Genomic DNA, 15,711 nt, shown 5'->3' on the forward strand with positions numbered 1-15,711 from the left:
GGGCGGCAGGCGCGGCCTGCGGGGCCGGGGCGGCGGCCGCAGTCGGCCGAGCGGCGGCAGGGGCCTGCGCCGTACCCGCCGGGGCGGCGGTGCCGGGGGCCACGAGGCCCTCGGTCACTGCCTGCGGCGGCTTCGCCGCCGCAGTGCCCGGCTTGTAGTCGGCGAAGAAGTCCCACCAGGCTCGGTCGACCGAGTTCGGGTCCTGGAGGTACTGCTGGTAGATCTCGTCGACGAGCCACTCATTGGGACCGAACACATCGGCAGGGCTCTTGCCCTGCCCTGCTTGGTCGGCCGAGATGCTCGAGTTACTGGGGGACTGTGGCGACACGGCGGCAACCGCCCTCTTCCGCTTACCTAAGACTGGTGGACAGCGGGAATAAAGGCTACGCCCCTCGGCACCTTTGATGCAGGCCACCCGGGCCAGCAGTCGCCTAAGTCACACTCTTCCTGTGGTTTGAGGGCATGACTCGACGGGAAACACACGGAGTTTCATCGGCTCGACGGCGGTGCCGCAGGGTTTCCGGTACACGGAACCCCGCCCCACATCCACCCGAATGTGTGCCTCCACCACCGACCCTACGTCAGTTCCGCTCTCAGGGAACGCCGGGAAGACTGACCTTGATGCGACACCCACGCGGGGATTCGGCCACCCCTATGCTCCCGCCGTGCAGGTCCACCGCCCAGCGGGCGATCGCCAGCCCCAGGCCCGTACCCCCGTCGGCGCCCGGACCCTGCTGACAGGCCGCGGCGCCCCGGTTGAAGCGCTCGAAGACGCGGTGCCGCTCGTCCTCCGGGATCCCCGGGCCCTCGTCCAGCACCTCCAGGGCCAGCGACTGCGCACCGTCGCCCCGCCGGGCACGCACCGTGACGCGCCCGTGCGGGGGACTGTGCTTGACGGCGTTGTCCACCAGATTCGCCACCACCTGGTGCAGCCGTTCGGCGTCCGCGTGTGCCGTCAGTTCGGGAGGTGAGACGTCCAGGTGCAGGTGGACGTCCTTGCGGGCGCGCGGCGAGGCGCCGCTGCCGCAGGCCATCGACGCCTCCTTGAGCACCCCGGCCAGGTACGGCCACACCTCGAAGCGGCGCGTGTGCAGCGGCACCACCCCGTTGTCCAGCCGCGAGAGGTCCAGCAGCTGCTCGACCAGCCGGCCCAGCCGCTCGGTCTGCCGCAGGGCGATGCGCATGGTCTCCGGATCGGGGGCCGACACCCCGTCCACCACGTTCTCCAGCACGGCCCGCAGCCCCGCGATCGGGGTGCGCAGCTCGTGCGAGACGTTGGCCACCAGCTCCTTGCGGTGGGTGTCCACCGCCTCCAGGTCCGCGGCCATCCGGTTGAACGCCCGGGCCAGGTCCCCGAACTCGTCCCGCCGCCCGGTCCGCACCCGCCGGGAGTAGTCCCCCTGCGCCATGGACCGGGTCACCGCGGTCATCTCGTCCAGCGGCGCCGTCAGGCCGTGCGCCACGAACTGGGTGATCAGCAGCGAGGCGATGATCGAGAAGATGGTGATCACCCTGAGCTCCGTCGCCGAGTGGATCGCGACGGACACCAGGAAGGTGGTGATCACCACCGACACGATGACCAGCGCCCCCAGCGCGGCCTTGACCGAACGGTACGGATCCAGCGGCCGCAGCCCCTCCCACGCGCGGCTCCACAGACCCCGCCCCGGCCGGCCCGTCATGCCGCCGGGGTCTCCAGTGCGTACCCGACACCGTGCACCGTGCGGATTCTCTCGGCGCCGATCTTGCGGCGCAGCGCCTTGATGTGGCTGTCCACCGTCCGCGTGCCGGAGGCGTCCGCCCAGTCCCACACCTCCGCCAGCAGCTGCTCCCGGGAGAGCACCGCGCGCGGGGTGTTGGCCAGACAGACCAGCAGGTCGAACTCGGTCGGCGTCAGATGCACATCCGCACCCCGCACCCGCACCCTGCGCTGCGCGTGGTCGATCTCCAGCTCACCGAGCCGCAGGATGCCGCTGCGCGGCGTGTGCGCCGCCAGCGTCGCCCGTTCCACGCGGCGCAGCAGCACATGCACGCGTGCCGCCAGTTCGCGCATCGAGAACGGTTTGGTCATGTAGTCGTCCGCCCCCACGCCCAGCCCGACCAGCATGTCGGTCTCGTCGTCCCGTGCGGTGAGCATCAGGACGGGCACCGGCCGCTGCGCCTGCACCCGGCGGCAGACCTCCAGCCCGTCGAAGCCGGGCAGCATGACGTCCAGGACCAGCAGGTCCGGCTGCCACGCCTCGGCCGTGTCCACGGCCGCGGGCCCGTCGCCCGCGGTCCGCACCTGAAATCCCTCGGCCCGCAGCCGTGCGGCGATGGCGTCGACGATCGTCCGGTCGTCCTCGACGATCAGTACCCGACGCTGCGCCCCGGCGGCTGCCGCGGTCCCGCTCGGGCCGATGTGTGTCTGCTCCATGCGCCCCGCCCCTAAGCGTCTTCCCATGCCCGTTTCGCCGGCCACTTGTGCCGTTGTGGCAAGCAGCGTACGGGCAGGCGGGCGGGGTCGGCTACGCGGCGTGGAGACCGAGATGGACCACGTCGGGGACGCCCCGGGCAACGCTGATCTCTTCGGTTTTAACCCCGGCGAACCCGGCATTCCGGAGCGCTTCCTCGAACTCCGGGGAGGGCTGCGCCGACCACACGGCGAGCACTCCGCCGGGCGTCAGCAGCTCCCGGCAGGCGGCCAGCCCGGCGGGGGAGTAGAGGCCGGCGTTGTCCTCGGTGACGGTCCAGCCGGGCCCGTTGTCGATGTCGAGGCAGAGCGCGTCGTAGTGCGCGGGCGGTGCGGTACGGACATACGCGACGAGGTCCGCGTGCACGATCTCCGTGCGCGGATCGGCGAGCGCCGGGCCGGAGACCGCCGAGAGCGGGCCGGTGCGGTGCCAGTCGATGACGGCCTGCTCCCGCTCCACGACCGCGATCCGCCCCCAGCGCGGTTCGCCGGCCGCCCGTGCCAGCGAGAAGCCGACGCCCAGGCCGCCGATCAGCACCGCCGGGTCCGGCCGCCCCGGCGGCAGGGCCGCGAGCGCGGCGTCGACCAGCAGCCGCTCCGAGCGGCCGTCGGAAGTGTCCATGAGGAAGCACCCGTTGGCGATGATCTCGTAGTGTGAGCCCCGCTGCCGCAGCACGACTTCACCGTGCGGGCCGTCGCGGCGGTCGAGGGTGAGGGGCGATCCGGTCGGGGTGGTCATACGGCCTCCGTAAGGGCCTGCGGCCAGAGCTTGCTGCGCGGAAGTCCCTTGCACCTTAATGTTTCTGGTGGCAAGCCGGGAAAGGCCGGAAGGGGCGGCCCACGTGATCGAGCACGCACGGCGCGGGCTGCGCGGACTGTGGCGGATGCTGCCGAAGCCGACCAGTACGCCCTTCACGTTCTGTTACGCGCTGATCCTGCTCGGTACCGCCCTGTATGCCGACTTCGGCGACCAGGAGACGGTGAGCCTGCTGCTGCGCGAGTCCAGCACGGACGGCGCGCACCTCGCGGAGCGCCCGCTCGTCGTGCTGATCGCGAGCGCGCTGTGGGTCGCGGGCGGCCTGCTCTCGGCGTACGGCCTGGCCTTCGCCCTGGTGCTGGCGGCGCTGGAACGCCGGGTGGGCGGCGCCCGCACGGCCGGCGTCTTCCTCCTCGGCCACGTCCTGGCCACCCTGGCCACGGAACTCCCGGTGGCGGGCGCGGTGGCGGCGGGTTCCCTGCCGGAGGCGTCGATGCACCGCCTCGACTACGGCATCAGCTTCGGCCTGATGGCCTGCGTGGGCGCCCTGTCGGGCCTGCTGCCGCGGCGCGGCGAGGTGGCCCTGCTGGGGGTGGCGGTCCTGACGTGCGCACAGGACCTGATCGAGCTGATCGACCCGCTGTCGAGCTGGGGGCACCCGATCGCGCTGCTGACGGGGGTGGCGTGCCGGTCGCTGATCCGTGAGGACGGATCAGCTGGGGGGACCGGGCCGGCGGCGGTGCCGGGCCCCCGCGCGGCGGAGGCGACGGACGAGGACGTCCTGCTTTAGCCCGCGCCCCGCACGCCCGGTTCCCGCGCCCCGTAAGGGGCGCGGGGAACTGCGCGACCAGCCCCCACCGGCCCGCAGTTGAACGCACCACCCGGGGGGTCCGGGGCGCAGCCCCGAGAACCTCGGCTGTCGGCGCGTCGTGGCTGATCGCCCGGTTCCCGCGCCCCTGATGGGGCGCTGATCGCTCACAGCGAACAACCGCGGGAACATCCCGCACCCCCGGCGCAGTTGAGTCCCAGTAGCTCAACTTGCCTGCCGAAGGGAAGATCATGGCTTCGACGTCCACACCGCTCACCCTCCCCGTCCTGCCCCTGGACGACGAAGTCGTCCTCCCCGGCATGGTCGTCCCCCTGGACCTCTCCGCCGCAGAGGTCCGCGCAGCGGTCGAGGCGGCCCAGGCCGCGGCCACGGCCGGCGCCAAGCCCCGCGTCCTCCTCGTCCCGCGCATCGACGGCACCTACGCCGCCGCCGGCACCCTCGGCACCGTCGAGCAGGTCGGCCGCCTCTCGGACGGCGACCCCGGCGCCCTCATCCGCGGCATCGGCCGCGTCCGCATCGGCGCCGGCACCACCGGCCCCGGCGCCGCGCTCTGGGTCGAGGGCACCCGCATCGACGAGGTCACCCCCGACCCCCTCCCCGGCGCGGTCACCGAGCTGATGAGGGAGTACAAGGCCCTGGCCACCACCTGGCTCCGCAAGCGCGGCGCCTGGCAGGTCGTGGACCGCGTGCAGCAGATCGAGGACCCCGGCCAGCTCGCCGACAACTCCGGCTATTCGCCGTTCCTCACGGTCGCCCAGCGCGTCGAACTCCTCGAAACGGCCGACCCGGTGGCCCGCCTCCGCCTCGCCGTGAAGTGGCTCAGCGACCACATCGCCGAGCAGGACGTGGCCGAGTCGATCGCCAAGGACGTCCAGGAGGGTGTGGACAAGCAGCAGCGCGAATTCCTGCTGCGCCGCCAGCTGGAGGCCGTCCGCAAGGAGCTGGCCGAGCTCAACGGCGACCCGGAGAACGAGTCCGAGGACTACCGCACCCGCGTCGAGGCCGCCGACCTCCCGGCGAAGGTCCGTGAGGCCGCGCTCAAGGAGGTCGACAAGCTGGAGCGCGCCTCCGACCAGAGCCCCGAGGGCGGCTGGATCCGCACCTGGCTGGACACCGTCCTGGAACTCCCCTGGAACAAGCGCACGGAGGACGCGTACGACATCCCCGGCGCCAAGTCCGTGCTGGACGCGGACCACGCGGGCCTGGAGGACGTCAAGGAACGGATCACCGAGTACCTGGCGGTGCGCAAGCGGCGCGCCGACCGGGGGCTGGGTGTGGTCGGCGGGCGGCGCGGGGGCGCGGTGCTCGCGCTCGTCGGCCCGCCCGGTGTCGGCAAGACCAGCCTCGGGGAGAGCGTGGCGCGGGCGATGGGCCGCGAGTTCGTCCGGGTCGCCCTGGGCGGCGTCCGCGACGAGGCCGAGATCCGGGGCCACCGGCGCACGTATGTGGGGGCACTCCCCGGCCGTATCGTCCGGGCGTTGAAGGAAGCCGGCTCCATGAACCCGGTCGTCCTCCTCGACGAGATCGACAAGGTCGGCTCGGACTTCCGCGGCGACCCGGCCGCGGCCCTGCTGGAGGTCCTGGACCCGGCCCAGAACCACACCTTCCGGGACCACTACCTGGAGGTCGAACTCGACCTCTCGGACGTGGTGTTCCTCGCCACGGCCAACGTCCTGGAGGCCATCCCGGAGGCCCTGCTGGACCGCATGGAGCTCGTCCGCCTCGACGGCTACACCGAGGACGAGAAGGTCGTCATCGCGCGCGACCACCTGCTGCCGCGGCAGCTGGAGCGCGCAGGCCTGGAGCCCGGCGAGGTCGTCCTGGAGGACGGGGCGCTGCGCAAGCTGGCCGGCGAGTACACGCGCGAAGCGGGCGTACGCAACCTGGAACGCGCCGTCGCGCGCCTGCTCCGCAAGGTGGCGGCCAAGCACGAACTGGGCGAGCAGGACTTGCCGTTCACGATCGGCGCGGAACAGCTCCGCCCGCTGATCGGCCGGCCGCACCACACCCCCGAGTCCGCGCAGGACCCGGCGGAGCGCCGTACGTCCGTACCGGGCGTGGCGACGGGCCTGGCGGTGACGGGCGCGGGCGGCGACGTCCTGTACGTGGAGGCGTCGCTGGCCGACCCGGAGACGGGCGCGGCCGGCCTGACCCTGACGGGCCAGCTCGGCGACGTGATGAAGGAATCGGCGCAGATCGCCCTGTCCTTCCTCCGCTCGCACGGTGCGGAACTGGAGCTTCCGGTGGGCGACTTCAAGGAGCGCGGCGTCCATCTGCACGTTCCGGCAGGCGCGGTGCCGAAGGACGGCCCGAGCGCGGGCATCACGATGACGACGGCGCTGGCCTCGCTGCTGTCGGGCCGTCAGGTGCGCCCGGACGTGGCGATGACGGGCGAGGTCTCGCTGACGGGCCGCGTCCTGCCGATCGGCGGCGTGAAGCAGAAGTTGCTTGCGGCGCATCGGGCCGGAGTGACGACCGTCATCATCCCGAAGCGGAATGAGCCGGATCTGGACGACGTTCCGGCAGAGGTGCTGGCCACGCTGGACGTCCACCCGGTGTCGGACGTCCGTCAGGTCCTGGAGCTGGCACTGACACCGGCGACGGCCGCCGCGGTGCCTGCTGCGGCGGCGTGACGACGAAGGGGTGGGGCATGAGTGAACGACTGAGGCGCGTGGCCGGGATCCGCTCCCTGCAGCTGGGCGAAACGAAGGTCACGTACGTGCCGGACGGTGTGGTGCAGCTGTCGCCGCACCACTGGTTCCCGGACACGAGGGACGCGGACTACGGTGATTACCTGGACGAGGCCGGCTACTTCGTGGCGAGCGCCGGCGGCCTGCTGGTCGAGCGGGGCGACCGCGCCCTGCTGATCGACTCGGGCCTCGGCCCGGTGTCCACCCCGGCGGAACCGGACAGCATCGTCGGCGTGATGCAGGGCGGCACCCTCCCCGACCACCTCACCCGCCTCGGCCGCCCGGCCGACCGCATCGAGGCGGTGGCCTTCACCCACCTCCACGGCGACCACGTGGGCTGGGTCGACCACGAGGCCCTGAGCGGCCCGGAGTTCCTGTTCTCGGAGGGGGAGTGGCAGCACCGCGACGTGGTGCACCATGCTCCGCCGGCGGAGACCCTCAAGGCCATGGAGCCGAGGGTCCGCACGGTGGCGGACGGGGAAGAGATCTTCCCGGGCGTCCACGTCCTCCTCACCCCCGGCCATACACCGGGCCATGCGGCGTATGTGATCGATGGGGGCGACCGCCGTCTGATCGCCTTCGGCGACGTGTTCCACACGCCGCTGCAGATCACCCACCCGGAGTGGCGCGTGGCGGTCGACCACGACCCGGAGGGCGCCATCGCCTTCCGGCGCCGGCTGGCGTCCAGGCTCGCCGAGCCGGGGACGGTGGGCTTCGGCATCCACTTCGCGGACGTGCAGTTCGGGCGCGTGGTGCCGGGGGATGGCGGGGTGCCGGGGTGGGAGCCGGTGGACGGGTGACGCGCTCTTCGGAGCCCCGGCGTGTCCGTCCCACCGTGCGTATCGTTGTACTGCGCGGCTGCTGATACCAGCGGCAGCGGGGAGGAGCGCCACGGTGACCACCACATTGACCGGCAGGACCGAGATGGCCGACAACGACGAGCAGAGTCTGGACGACATGTTCCGGCTCCTCTACGAGATCGTCCCCGAGGGATACAAGGGCGAGATCGTCGGGGGGGCCATCCACATGTCGCCGCAGAGGCGCAAGCACTGGGCCGGCATCAGGGTCGTGCTGCGTCAGCTCGAGGATCACTTCGGACCGGACAGCAGTATCGAGTGCGATGTCCGTCTCGACCTCCCCGGCTATCGCAATGGCTTTGTCCCGGACCTCTACAAGGTTGCGGACGGGGCAGAGCCGGATGTGAAGGACAACTGGCACTACCAGGACGTCGAGTTCGTCTTCGAGGTGATCTCGCGGGAGACCGCCGACAGCGATTACGGGAGGAAGAAGGCCGCGTACGCCTCGGGCGGGATTCCCGTATACGTGATCGCAGATCCGTACACCGGCCTCTGCCATGTGTACACGTCGCCGCAGGGCAGCGAGTACCGAAATGCGGTGGCTCTCAAGTTCGGTGATCCGATCGACCTGACCGGAACCGTCCTCGGTTTGACCCTGGCCACGGACAGGTTCCGCCGGGAGTGATGCACGTGCGGGTGCGCCGCGTCCGATGAGGCGGCGCACCCGCACTGGGTGCCTCGACTTGTGGGTGCTGGTTCACGCGCGCCGACTCGGCGCCGAGTGCGCAGCAATCCAGTGCGTCCACGTGGCGGCGGTGGCCCGAGGTCGCTCGTCGGTGTCGGCCTTCTGCCGGGCGGCGTCCAGTTCGACGCACTGGCCGCAGGCGCTCCGGTACGGCAACAGCCCTGCGGCACGGAGCTCTTTGCCGCGAACGTACAGCGAACACGGCCAGTCGTGAGGATTCGCGTCGCAACACCTCGGGACGGCCACGGCCTCTGCCGGCAATTGGGTCGTCGCACGCCGGATCGGCCGCCTGCGGCCGGAAGTTGACCCTCCAGCGCTACTCGGCGCTGTCGCCCTCGTCGTTTCCGCGGTGCCCGTGCAGGCGGTTGCCACATCCGCCGCACCAGGGCCTGACGTCGGTCCCGGGATAGGGCACCTCCGCATCCTCCCTCGTCGACGGGATTCGCGACCGCGCCGACGCCGCCCGCGCGCACCTCGCCGGCAAGCAGAGCCGCTACCTGACCGTCTCGCAGGACGCGGTGACCGTCACCTCGCAGCCGCAGGGACCGCCGGCCGGCAGGTCGTGTGGCTCGACGGCACCACCGGCTTCACCGACCTGGTGACGCGCACCCGCCCCGCGGGCACCTGCGGCTGACCCCGCGCAAGCCGAGGGCCCCCGGCGCCGATGTGCCGGGGGCCCGCTGTCCGTGCCTCAGCCGTCGGCCAGCGCCTGCAGGCGGCTGAACGTGCCGTTGAAGCGGTTGTGGTCACCGACCGTGGGGCCCGAGTCGGTGTACTGCCAGATGGTGTGGAAGGACCAGCCCTTCGGGAGCTCCCCGACCGACGAACTGTATTGCGGTGTCCACAACGGATTGACCGAGCCGAATCTGCTGTAGTTCCCCACGCACTCCTTCCACCACTTGGTGGCGGTGTAGAGCAGGGCGTCCCGCCCGGTGCGGCGGTAGTAGCGGTCGAAGAAGTCGGTCACCCAGTCGATCAGGTCGTCCGAACTCATTCCGTAGCAGGCGTCCCCGTAGGGGTTCCACTCCAGGTCGAGGACGCCCGGCAGCGTCTTGTGGTCACGCGACCAGCCGCCGCCGTGCCGGGCGAAGTAGTCCGCCTGCGCGGTGCCGCTGGAGTTGTCGGGCAGGGCGAAGTGGTACGCGCCGCGGATCATGCCGGCGTCGTACGAGCCGTCGTACTGCTGGGCGAAGTAGGGGTTGGTGTAGCTGGTGCCCTCGGTCGCCTTCGTGTAGGCGAAGCGCACCCCGCTCTTCTTCAGCTTGGACCAGGAAACGTTGCCGTTGTGGCTGCTGACGTCGACGCCTTCGACGGAGGCGGACCGCGGGCCCTGGGCCTCGTCCTGGCCTCCTTCGTGGTCCGTGACGGTGACGCCCATCCAGTCCTGTGCGGGGTGGGTGGGGTGCTTGGCGGGGGCGTACGACGCGTCGGCCGCGCCGGGCAGGGTGATCAGCAGGGCCAGGGCGGCCAGGAGGGACAGCAGGGGGGCGACCAGCCGGGGCGGTGCAGGGGGTCTGCGGCGCTCCCGGCCGGAGCAGTGCACGGGCATTGGCGTGCCTCCGGTGGGTGTGGCTTGGTATGACCATGCCATTACCGACGCTATGGGCGCCGATACACGCCGCGGTAGGGCCCCGGGGTGCTGCCGTTGGTCTAATCCTGCGAAATACTGACAGAGCTGCGGCGACGGTCCGCGGACGCAAGAACTTTTCATCGGCTGAAAAACGCGGAGAGGGCCCTGACGTGCACCAGACCGGTATCCCGGAGCCCGGCGACGGCGCGGACCACGAGGAATTTCTCGCCCTGGAGCGCGAGCTGGCCGTGTTCCTGCGCCGCGCCCGCGCCTCGTCCGGGGAGTTGGCCCGGGAGGTCCATCCCGACCTTGAGCCGGCGGCCTACGGGCTGCTGATCCGCCTCGTGGAGGCGGGGCAGCAGCGGGCCACGGACCTCGCTGCCTATTTCGGGGTCGGGAAGGCCACGATGAGCCGTCAGCTGCGGGCGCTGTGCGACCTGGGGCTCGTCGAGCGGGAGCCGGATCCCGCCGACGGGCGGGCGTCCCTGATCCGCGTCACGGAGGAGGGCGGGGCGCGCTTCCAGCGGGTTCGGGATGCGCGGCGCGCGCAGTACATGAGCAAGCTGGCGGACTGGGACCGGGGCGAGATCGCGGAGCTGGCGCGTCTGCTGCATCAGCTGAACGCGAGCGCGGAGGGCTAGCGTTCCGGGGGGCGGTAGGCCGGGTGCCCTGACGGGGCCCGGCGGCCCCCTTCTACGGCACCACATACAGCGCCGTCGCATCGTCGTGCCGTTTGCCGAGTCGGCGGTTGGTCACAAGCTCGGCAGCGCGCACCCGGTCGATCAGCGCCTGCGGCCCCTCCTTCGCCAGAAGGGTCAGGCAGTCCGCCCAGTCCCCCTCCCCGAACACCTCCACCCACCGGCTCGCCCCGTCCGTCATCGCCGCCATCGCCCGCACGGCCGCCCGCGGCAGCGCACCCGTGACGGCCCGGCCGGCCACCGCCGGGTCCGCGGCGGCCGTGAAGAAGCCGCCCTCCGCGTTGCGGTGGGCGTCCGTGACGGGGCCCAGCGCGGCCAGCCGCTCGATCCGGTCGTCCCGGACGGCGCGCACCGCGCGCCCGTCCGCCAGCAGCAACACCGAGTCCGACAGCACCAGATACTCCACCCGCTCCGCGTCCCACCGCGCAATCACCACCGTCGCCTGCGGCGTCCGCCGGTGTGTCAGGTCGCACGTGTCCCGATGCGCCGCAGCGGTACGGCCGATGGCGGCCGACAGGCAGTCGGCCAGCGGCAACTCCCGTTCGCCGCACGCGAGGTTCAGCAGAGCCCCGCCCAACCGCCCCACGAACCACGGCACCCCGTGCCGGCACCCCGTACCGCCGTCCTCCGGTGGGGTCACCCCGTCGAGAAGGACGAACGCCCCGTCCGCCCCTCCGCCCACCGACGCGAAATCCTCGTTCCGGCGCCCCGGAACACCCGGCTGAGTGGCGAGTTCGATACGCATGCGGCCAGTGTGCAGGATGCCGGAATTTCCCCGGCCGTTGGCGCGCATCCTTCCGGCGTGCCGGGCGGTTTACCGGGTGGGCATGCGCCAGGGGGAAGTGCGGCGGGTGCCGTCAGCAGGATTCAGGGGATCAACAGTGAAGTTCCGGGTGAACTTCACTCCTTCGAATGAGCGGGGGAGTGAAGCAGGCCTGCCTCAGACGGGTGCTGAAAGGGTCAAATCAGTGCCGCAGGACCAGGGGCGGGGCGGACGCGAGACAGATTGTGAGCACCGGTGCGGAAGAAGCGGCTTCGGGGCGCCCAGCGCGAACAGCAGACCACGGCGGTGCCGGAGCGCACCGTCCGCGTCCGCAACCGGCTCATCGCCTCCGTGACGGTCGTGTCGCTCACGGTTCTCGGCGCAGGCGCCTTCGGCATCGCCGACGCCCTGCGGGACCGCGCGGAGTCCCAGCGGCTGGCCGCGTTCGCCAGAGCCGACAACGCGGCCGTCGCGCTCGCGCACTCGCTGGCCGACGAGCGCGACGCCATGACCGCCTACGTGGCCGCGGGCCGTGGCGGCGCGGCCGCCGTGTCCGGTGCCCAACGGGCGCGTGTGGACCGGCAGATCGAGGAGTTCGGGCAGTCCGCCCCGGCGTCCGTGCGGGATCTCCTCGCAGGGCTTCCCGAGGTCCGCCACAAGGCGCTCGCCGGGCCCGGTGACGCCCTGACGGTCTTCACCGCCTACACCGCCGTCGTGCAGGCCCTGCACGGGGTCAGCGGCGCGCTCGTCCACCGGCTGCCCGCCCGGGCCGCCGCGGGGGACGCGGCGGCGCTGCCCCCGCTGGGCCGCGCCGTCGAGGAGGCCTCGGCCACCCGCGGGCTGCTGCTGGCCGCGCTCGCCTCCCGCGGCCGGTCCGAACTGGGCGCCGCCGCCCAGCAGTCCGCACTGCGCGAGCGTTCTGCCCTTGCCGACTTCCGGCAACTGGCCGGGGCCGACACGCGGGACTCGTACGCCCGCGCCGTCGGCGGCCCCGGTACCGCCGACGCCGTCGCCCTGCTCGACCACCTCGTCACCGCATCGCCCGCCACGGCGGCGGCCGATGCGGAGGGCGCCAGGTCGCCGGACGAGATCCATGCGGCCCTGACCACCCGGATCGAGGCCATGCGCGGGGTCGAGTCCGGCCTCGCCACGGACGCCATGGCCCGCCTCGGCCGGCTCCGCACCCACGACCTCGAAGCCCTCGAAGTCCGCAGCGCGCTCGCTGCGTTGTGCTTCCTCCTCACCCTCGGCGCCGGTACCGCCGCCGCCCGGTCGGTCACCCGGCCGCTGTCCGCGCTGCGGCGCGGCGCCCGGCGCGTGTGCGCCGAGCCGCTGACGCGCGACCCGGTCGCCGTCAAGGGCCGGGACGACGAGTTCGCGGAGATCGCCCGGGCGGTCAACGTGCTGCACGGCACGGTCGTCCGGCAGCGCGAGCGCATGAACTTCCTGGAGGGCGAGCGCACCCGGCTCGACGGCGCCCGGCGCGACATGGCCGAGGAGCGCGACACGCTGCGCACCCGGCATCAGGAGCTCGCCGACCGGCTGGCCTGTCTCACCGGGCGGATCCACGCCACCGTCGTCAACCTTTCGCTGCGCACCCTCGGCCTGGTCGAGCGGCAGCTCTCGGTCATCGAGTCCCTGGAGGCCCACGAGGCCGATCCGGACCGCCTCGCCGTGCTGTTCAAACTTGACCACCTTGCCACGCGGATGCGCCGCCACAACGAGAACCTGCTGGTCCTCGCCGGCGCCGAGCACGGCGGCGGACACACCGGGTCCGTCCCGCTGCTGGACGTGCTGCGGGCTGCCGTCAGCGAGATCGAGCGCTACGAGCGCGTCCGCATCCACTCCCTCCCCGCCCGCTCCCAGCTCGTCGGCTTCGCGTCGGACGACGTCAGTCATCTCGTGGCCGAACTGCTGGAGAACGCCACCGCGTTCTCCCCGCCGGACGTGCAAGTGCAGGTGTCCGGATGGCTGTTGGAGAACGGCGAGGTCATGCTCTCCGTGCAGGACGAGGGCATCGGCATGTCGCCCGAACGCCTGGAGGAGCTCAACGCCCTCCTCGCCCAGCCCGACCCGGATCCGGGCCGGATCCCCATGGGGACGCGCAAGCAGGGCCAGGGGCCGGGCACGGGCGACGAGGCCTCCCGCCCCGTCATGGGCCTCGGCCTGTACGTCGTCGCCCGGCTCGCCGCCCGGCACGGGGTGCGCGTCAAACTGCGCGAGCAGCGCCCCGGCGGCATCACCGCCGTCGTCGTGCTGCCCGCCCACCTGCTGCCCGCCGACGCCCCGGCACCCGACCCCGCCGCCGCACCGCCCGTGCCCGGCGCCGGGACGGCCCCGCCGCGCGTCAACCTGCCGGGCGCCGTCGCCGAGGCCAACTCCCATACGCTGCCCGGCCGCCCCCTCCGAACGGCTGAAACCGCACACCGCTCCCCGGTCCACGCCACGGCACCCGACGCCTCCGAGCAGACGATGGAGCTGCGTGCCGTACGGGACGGCCACCGCCCCCCGCCGGGCCGCCACGCCCGCCCCGGAGCGCCGGCCCCCCGCCGCCCCGCGGAACCCGCCCCCGCCCCGGAACCACCGGCCCCGCGGCCCGCGCCGGAGCCCCGCGAGGTCACCGGTACGGGCCTGCCCAAGCGCACACCGAAGACCGTCGTCCAGAAGCCCGTACCGCTCAGCGTGCGGCACGGGGTGGACGCCGATGCGCTGCGCCGCAAGCTCGCCGGATTCCAGCAGGGCGCCCGGGACGGACGGCGCGACGTCGAAGCGGAGTTGACGGAACGTGATATTGGTCGGCGTCGCACGGGGGCATCGGACGACGGCGGCACTGTCGAGGAGGCACGCGGTTGACTGCATTTTCCCAGGGGGCGACGCCCGTCACCCCCGTCGGCACCATGGACACCGCGCTCGGGGGACTGAGCAGCGAAGCCCGCAATCTGCACTGGCTGTTGACGGACCTGGTCGAGGAGGTCGCGGGCGTGCTGTCCGTCGCCGTCGTCTCCTCGGACGGGCTGCTGCTGCTCTCCTCCGAGACGGACTGGCGGCCGGCGGCCGCGGGGACGGACCGGCAGGAGGGCCCGCGCGGCTCCTCCGCCGACCTGGCCACCATCGTGGCCGGGCTCGGCAGCCTGACCACGGGGGCGGCGACGCTGATGGACGGCGGCCCGGTCAAGCAGACCATGGTCGCCATGGACCACGGCAGCCTGTTCGTGATGACCATCAGCGACGGCTCGCTGCTGGGCGTCCACACCGCCCCCGACTGCGACATGAGCATCGTCGCCTACCACATGGCGCTCTTCGTGGGCCGGGCCGGACATGTGCTCACCCCCGAACTCCGGCGCGAGCTGCGGCAGTCGGTGGAGGCGGTCAGGTGACTGCCGCACCGGTCATCTCCGCCGTCGGCCCGGTCGCCCGCGCGGCCGCGCCGGGCCGGAGAACGGCGCGCGTCCGCCCGTACTCGCTCACGGGCGGACGCACCCGCTTCGGCCATGTGCTGCTCGTGGAGACCTTCGTGGCCGCCTCGGCCGACCCCGACGAGGAGCCCGCACCGGCCCCCGGCGGGCTGGCCGCCCGGGTGATGCCCGAAGTCCGCGCCATCGTCGGGCTGTGCAGGAGGCTGCGCTCGGTCGCCGAGGTCTCCGCACTGCTGAAGATGCCGCTGGGCGTGGTGCGGGTGCTCCTCGGCGACCTCGCAGACCAGGGAAGGATCCGCGTCTACGGCACCGGTGACGCCACCGGACGGCCCGACCGCGCGTTGCTGGAAAGGGTGCAGAGTGGACTACGCAGGCTCTGACACGACAACGGGACCCGAAGCGGACCACCAGGGCCCGCGGAGCTGGCAGACCGACCGCTCCCGGGCCCCCGCCGTCACCAAGATCGTCATCGCGGGCGGCTTCGGCGTCGGCAAGACCACCTTCGTCGGCTCCGTCTCGGAGATCACCCCGCTGCGCACCGAGGCCGTCATGACGGAGGCGGGCGAGGCGGTGGACGACTTCGAGGCCGTCCCCGACAAGGACACCACCACGGTCGCCATGGACTTCGGGCGCATCACGCTCGAATCCGACCTCGTGCTCTACCTGTTCGGCACGCCCGGCCAGAAACGGTTCTGGTTCATGTGGGACGACCTGGTGCGCGGGGCCATCGGGGCGGTGGTGCTGGTCGACACCCGGCGCCTGGAGGACTGCTTCCCCGCCCTCGACTACTTCGAGAGCGGCGGGCTGCCCTACATCGTCGCCGTCAACCACTTCGAGGGCACGGCCCGTTACGAGCCCGAGGTGGTGCGCGAGGCGCTGTCCCTGCCCGCCCAGGTGCCGGTGCTGGTGATGGACGCCCGCAAGCGGATCACCGTCGTCGACACCTTGCTCACCCTCGTCGGCAGGGCCCTGGAAATCACCCCCGGGCGGCTCTGAG

Annotated in this window: 15 protein-coding genes; 9 read left to right on the forward strand and 6 right to left on the reverse strand. The window is 72.4% G+C overall.

All coding sequences use genetic code 11. The annotated features are described in order from the left end of the window. The 4 genes from HG542_RS24645 to HG542_RS24660 form a co-directional block, all read right to left on the reverse strand. On the reverse strand, positions 1–328 hold a 328-nt coding region (locus HG542_RS24645; protein ID WP_171085029.1), incomplete at its 3' end, for a 2-oxoglutarate dehydrogenase E1 subunit family protein. 265 nt (positions 329–593) lie between these two features. Then, complete coding sequence (locus tag HG542_RS24650) at positions 594–1,679, reverse strand: sensor histidine kinase (protein ID WP_171085031.1); 1,086 nt, start codon at positions 1,677–1,679, stop codon at positions 594–596. Next, positions 1,676–2,413 carry a response regulator transcription factor gene (locus HG542_RS24655; protein ID WP_171085034.1) on the reverse strand — a complete coding sequence of 246 codons (738 nt, stop codon included), beginning with the start codon at positions 2,411–2,413 and terminating at the stop codon, positions 1,676–1,678. The genes HG542_RS24650 and HG542_RS24655 overlap by 4 nt, the downstream gene beginning before the upstream one ends. A 91-nt stretch (positions 2,414–2,504) precedes the next feature. Beyond that, positions 2,505–3,188, reverse strand: a complete 684-nt coding sequence (locus HG542_RS24660; protein ID WP_171085035.1) for a spermidine synthase — start codon at positions 3,186–3,188, stop codon at positions 2,505–2,507. Positions 3,189–3,291: 103 nt separating this feature from the next. Here HG542_RS24660 and HG542_RS24665 point away from each other — a divergent pair, with 103 nt between their 5' ends. From HG542_RS24665 to HG542_RS24680, 4 genes are all read left to right on the forward strand, one after another. Continuing rightward, positions 3,292–3,996: a rhomboid-like protein gene (locus HG542_RS24665; protein ID WP_176606937.1), complete on the forward strand. Its 705-nt coding sequence runs from the start codon at positions 3,292–3,294 to the stop codon at positions 3,994–3,996. Between the two features lie 269 nt (positions 3,997–4,265). Further along, positions 4,266–6,668: an endopeptidase La gene (lon, locus tag HG542_RS24670; RefSeq protein ID WP_171085037.1), complete on the forward strand. Its 2,403-nt coding sequence runs from the start codon at positions 4,266–4,268 to the stop codon at positions 6,666–6,668. Positions 6,669–6,685: 17 nt separating this feature from the next. Then, positions 6,686–7,525 carry an MBL fold metallo-hydrolase gene (locus tag HG542_RS24675; RefSeq protein ID WP_171085039.1) on the forward strand — a complete coding sequence of 280 codons (840 nt, stop codon included), beginning with the start codon at positions 6,686–6,688 and terminating at the stop codon, positions 7,523–7,525. Between the two features lie 94 nt (positions 7,526–7,619). After that, positions 7,620–8,207 (forward strand): Uma2 family endonuclease, encoded by a 588-nt coding sequence (locus HG542_RS24680; protein WP_229922517.1) that lies wholly within the window; start codon positions 7,620–7,622, stop codon positions 8,205–8,207. Between the two features lie 751 nt (positions 8,208–8,958). Here the strand turns inward: HG542_RS24680 and HG542_RS24685 are convergent. Next, on the reverse strand, positions 8,959–9,816 hold the full coding sequence (locus HG542_RS24685; protein WP_171085045.1) for a lysozyme: 858 nt from the start codon (positions 9,814–9,816) through the stop codon (positions 8,959–8,961). A 191-nt stretch (positions 9,817–10,007) separates the two neighbouring features. Here HG542_RS24685 and HG542_RS24690 point away from each other — a divergent pair, with 191 nt between their 5' ends. Continuing rightward, positions 10,008–10,478, forward strand: a complete 471-nt coding sequence (locus tag HG542_RS24690; RefSeq protein WP_171085047.1) for a MarR family winged helix-turn-helix transcriptional regulator — start codon at positions 10,008–10,010, stop codon at positions 10,476–10,478. Between the two features lie 52 nt (positions 10,479–10,530). Here HG542_RS24690 and HG542_RS24695 read toward each other — a convergent pair whose 3' ends face one another. Further along, positions 10,531–11,280, reverse strand: coding sequence for a hypothetical protein (locus tag HG542_RS24695; protein ID WP_171085049.1), 750 nt, complete (start codon positions 11,278–11,280; stop codon positions 10,531–10,533). A 273-nt stretch (positions 11,281–11,553) separates the two neighbouring features. On the opposite strand from HG542_RS24695, the gene HG542_RS24700 reads away from it, so the two are divergent. Genes HG542_RS24700 through HG542_RS24715 form a run of 4 tightly spaced genes read left to right on the forward strand, consistent with a single transcriptional unit; the run spans position 11,554 to position 15,710 of the window. After that, positions 11,554–14,151 carry a sensor histidine kinase gene (locus HG542_RS24700; RefSeq protein ID WP_171085051.1) on the forward strand — a complete coding sequence of 866 codons (2,598 nt, stop codon included), beginning with the start codon at positions 11,554–11,556 and terminating at the stop codon, positions 14,149–14,151. 44 nt (positions 14,152–14,195) lie between these two features. After that, the gene (locus HG542_RS24705; protein ID WP_171085152.1) at positions 14,196–14,675 is read left to right on the forward strand and encodes a roadblock/LC7 domain-containing protein; all 480 of its coding nucleotides are present in this window, start codon (positions 14,196–14,198) and stop codon (positions 14,673–14,675) included. Further along, the gene (locus HG542_RS24710) at positions 14,672–15,094 is read left to right on the forward strand and encodes a DUF742 domain-containing protein (RefSeq protein WP_373313092.1); all 423 of its coding nucleotides are present in this window, start codon (positions 14,672–14,674) and stop codon (positions 15,092–15,094) included. Before HG542_RS24705 ends, HG542_RS24710 begins: the two co-directional genes overlap by 4 nt. Beyond that, positions 15,075–15,710, forward strand: a complete 636-nt coding sequence (locus HG542_RS24715) for a GTP-binding protein (protein ID WP_171085052.1) — start codon at positions 15,075–15,077, stop codon at positions 15,708–15,710. Before HG542_RS24710 ends, HG542_RS24715 begins: the two co-directional genes overlap by 20 nt. The last annotated feature ends 1 nt before the right edge of the window (position 15,711 follow it).

The sequence above is a fragment of the Streptomyces morookaense genome, assembly GCF_013030945.1.
GTDB classification, from domain to species: Bacteria; Actinomycetota; Actinomycetes; order Streptomycetales; family Streptomycetaceae; genus Streptomyces; species Streptomyces morookaensis.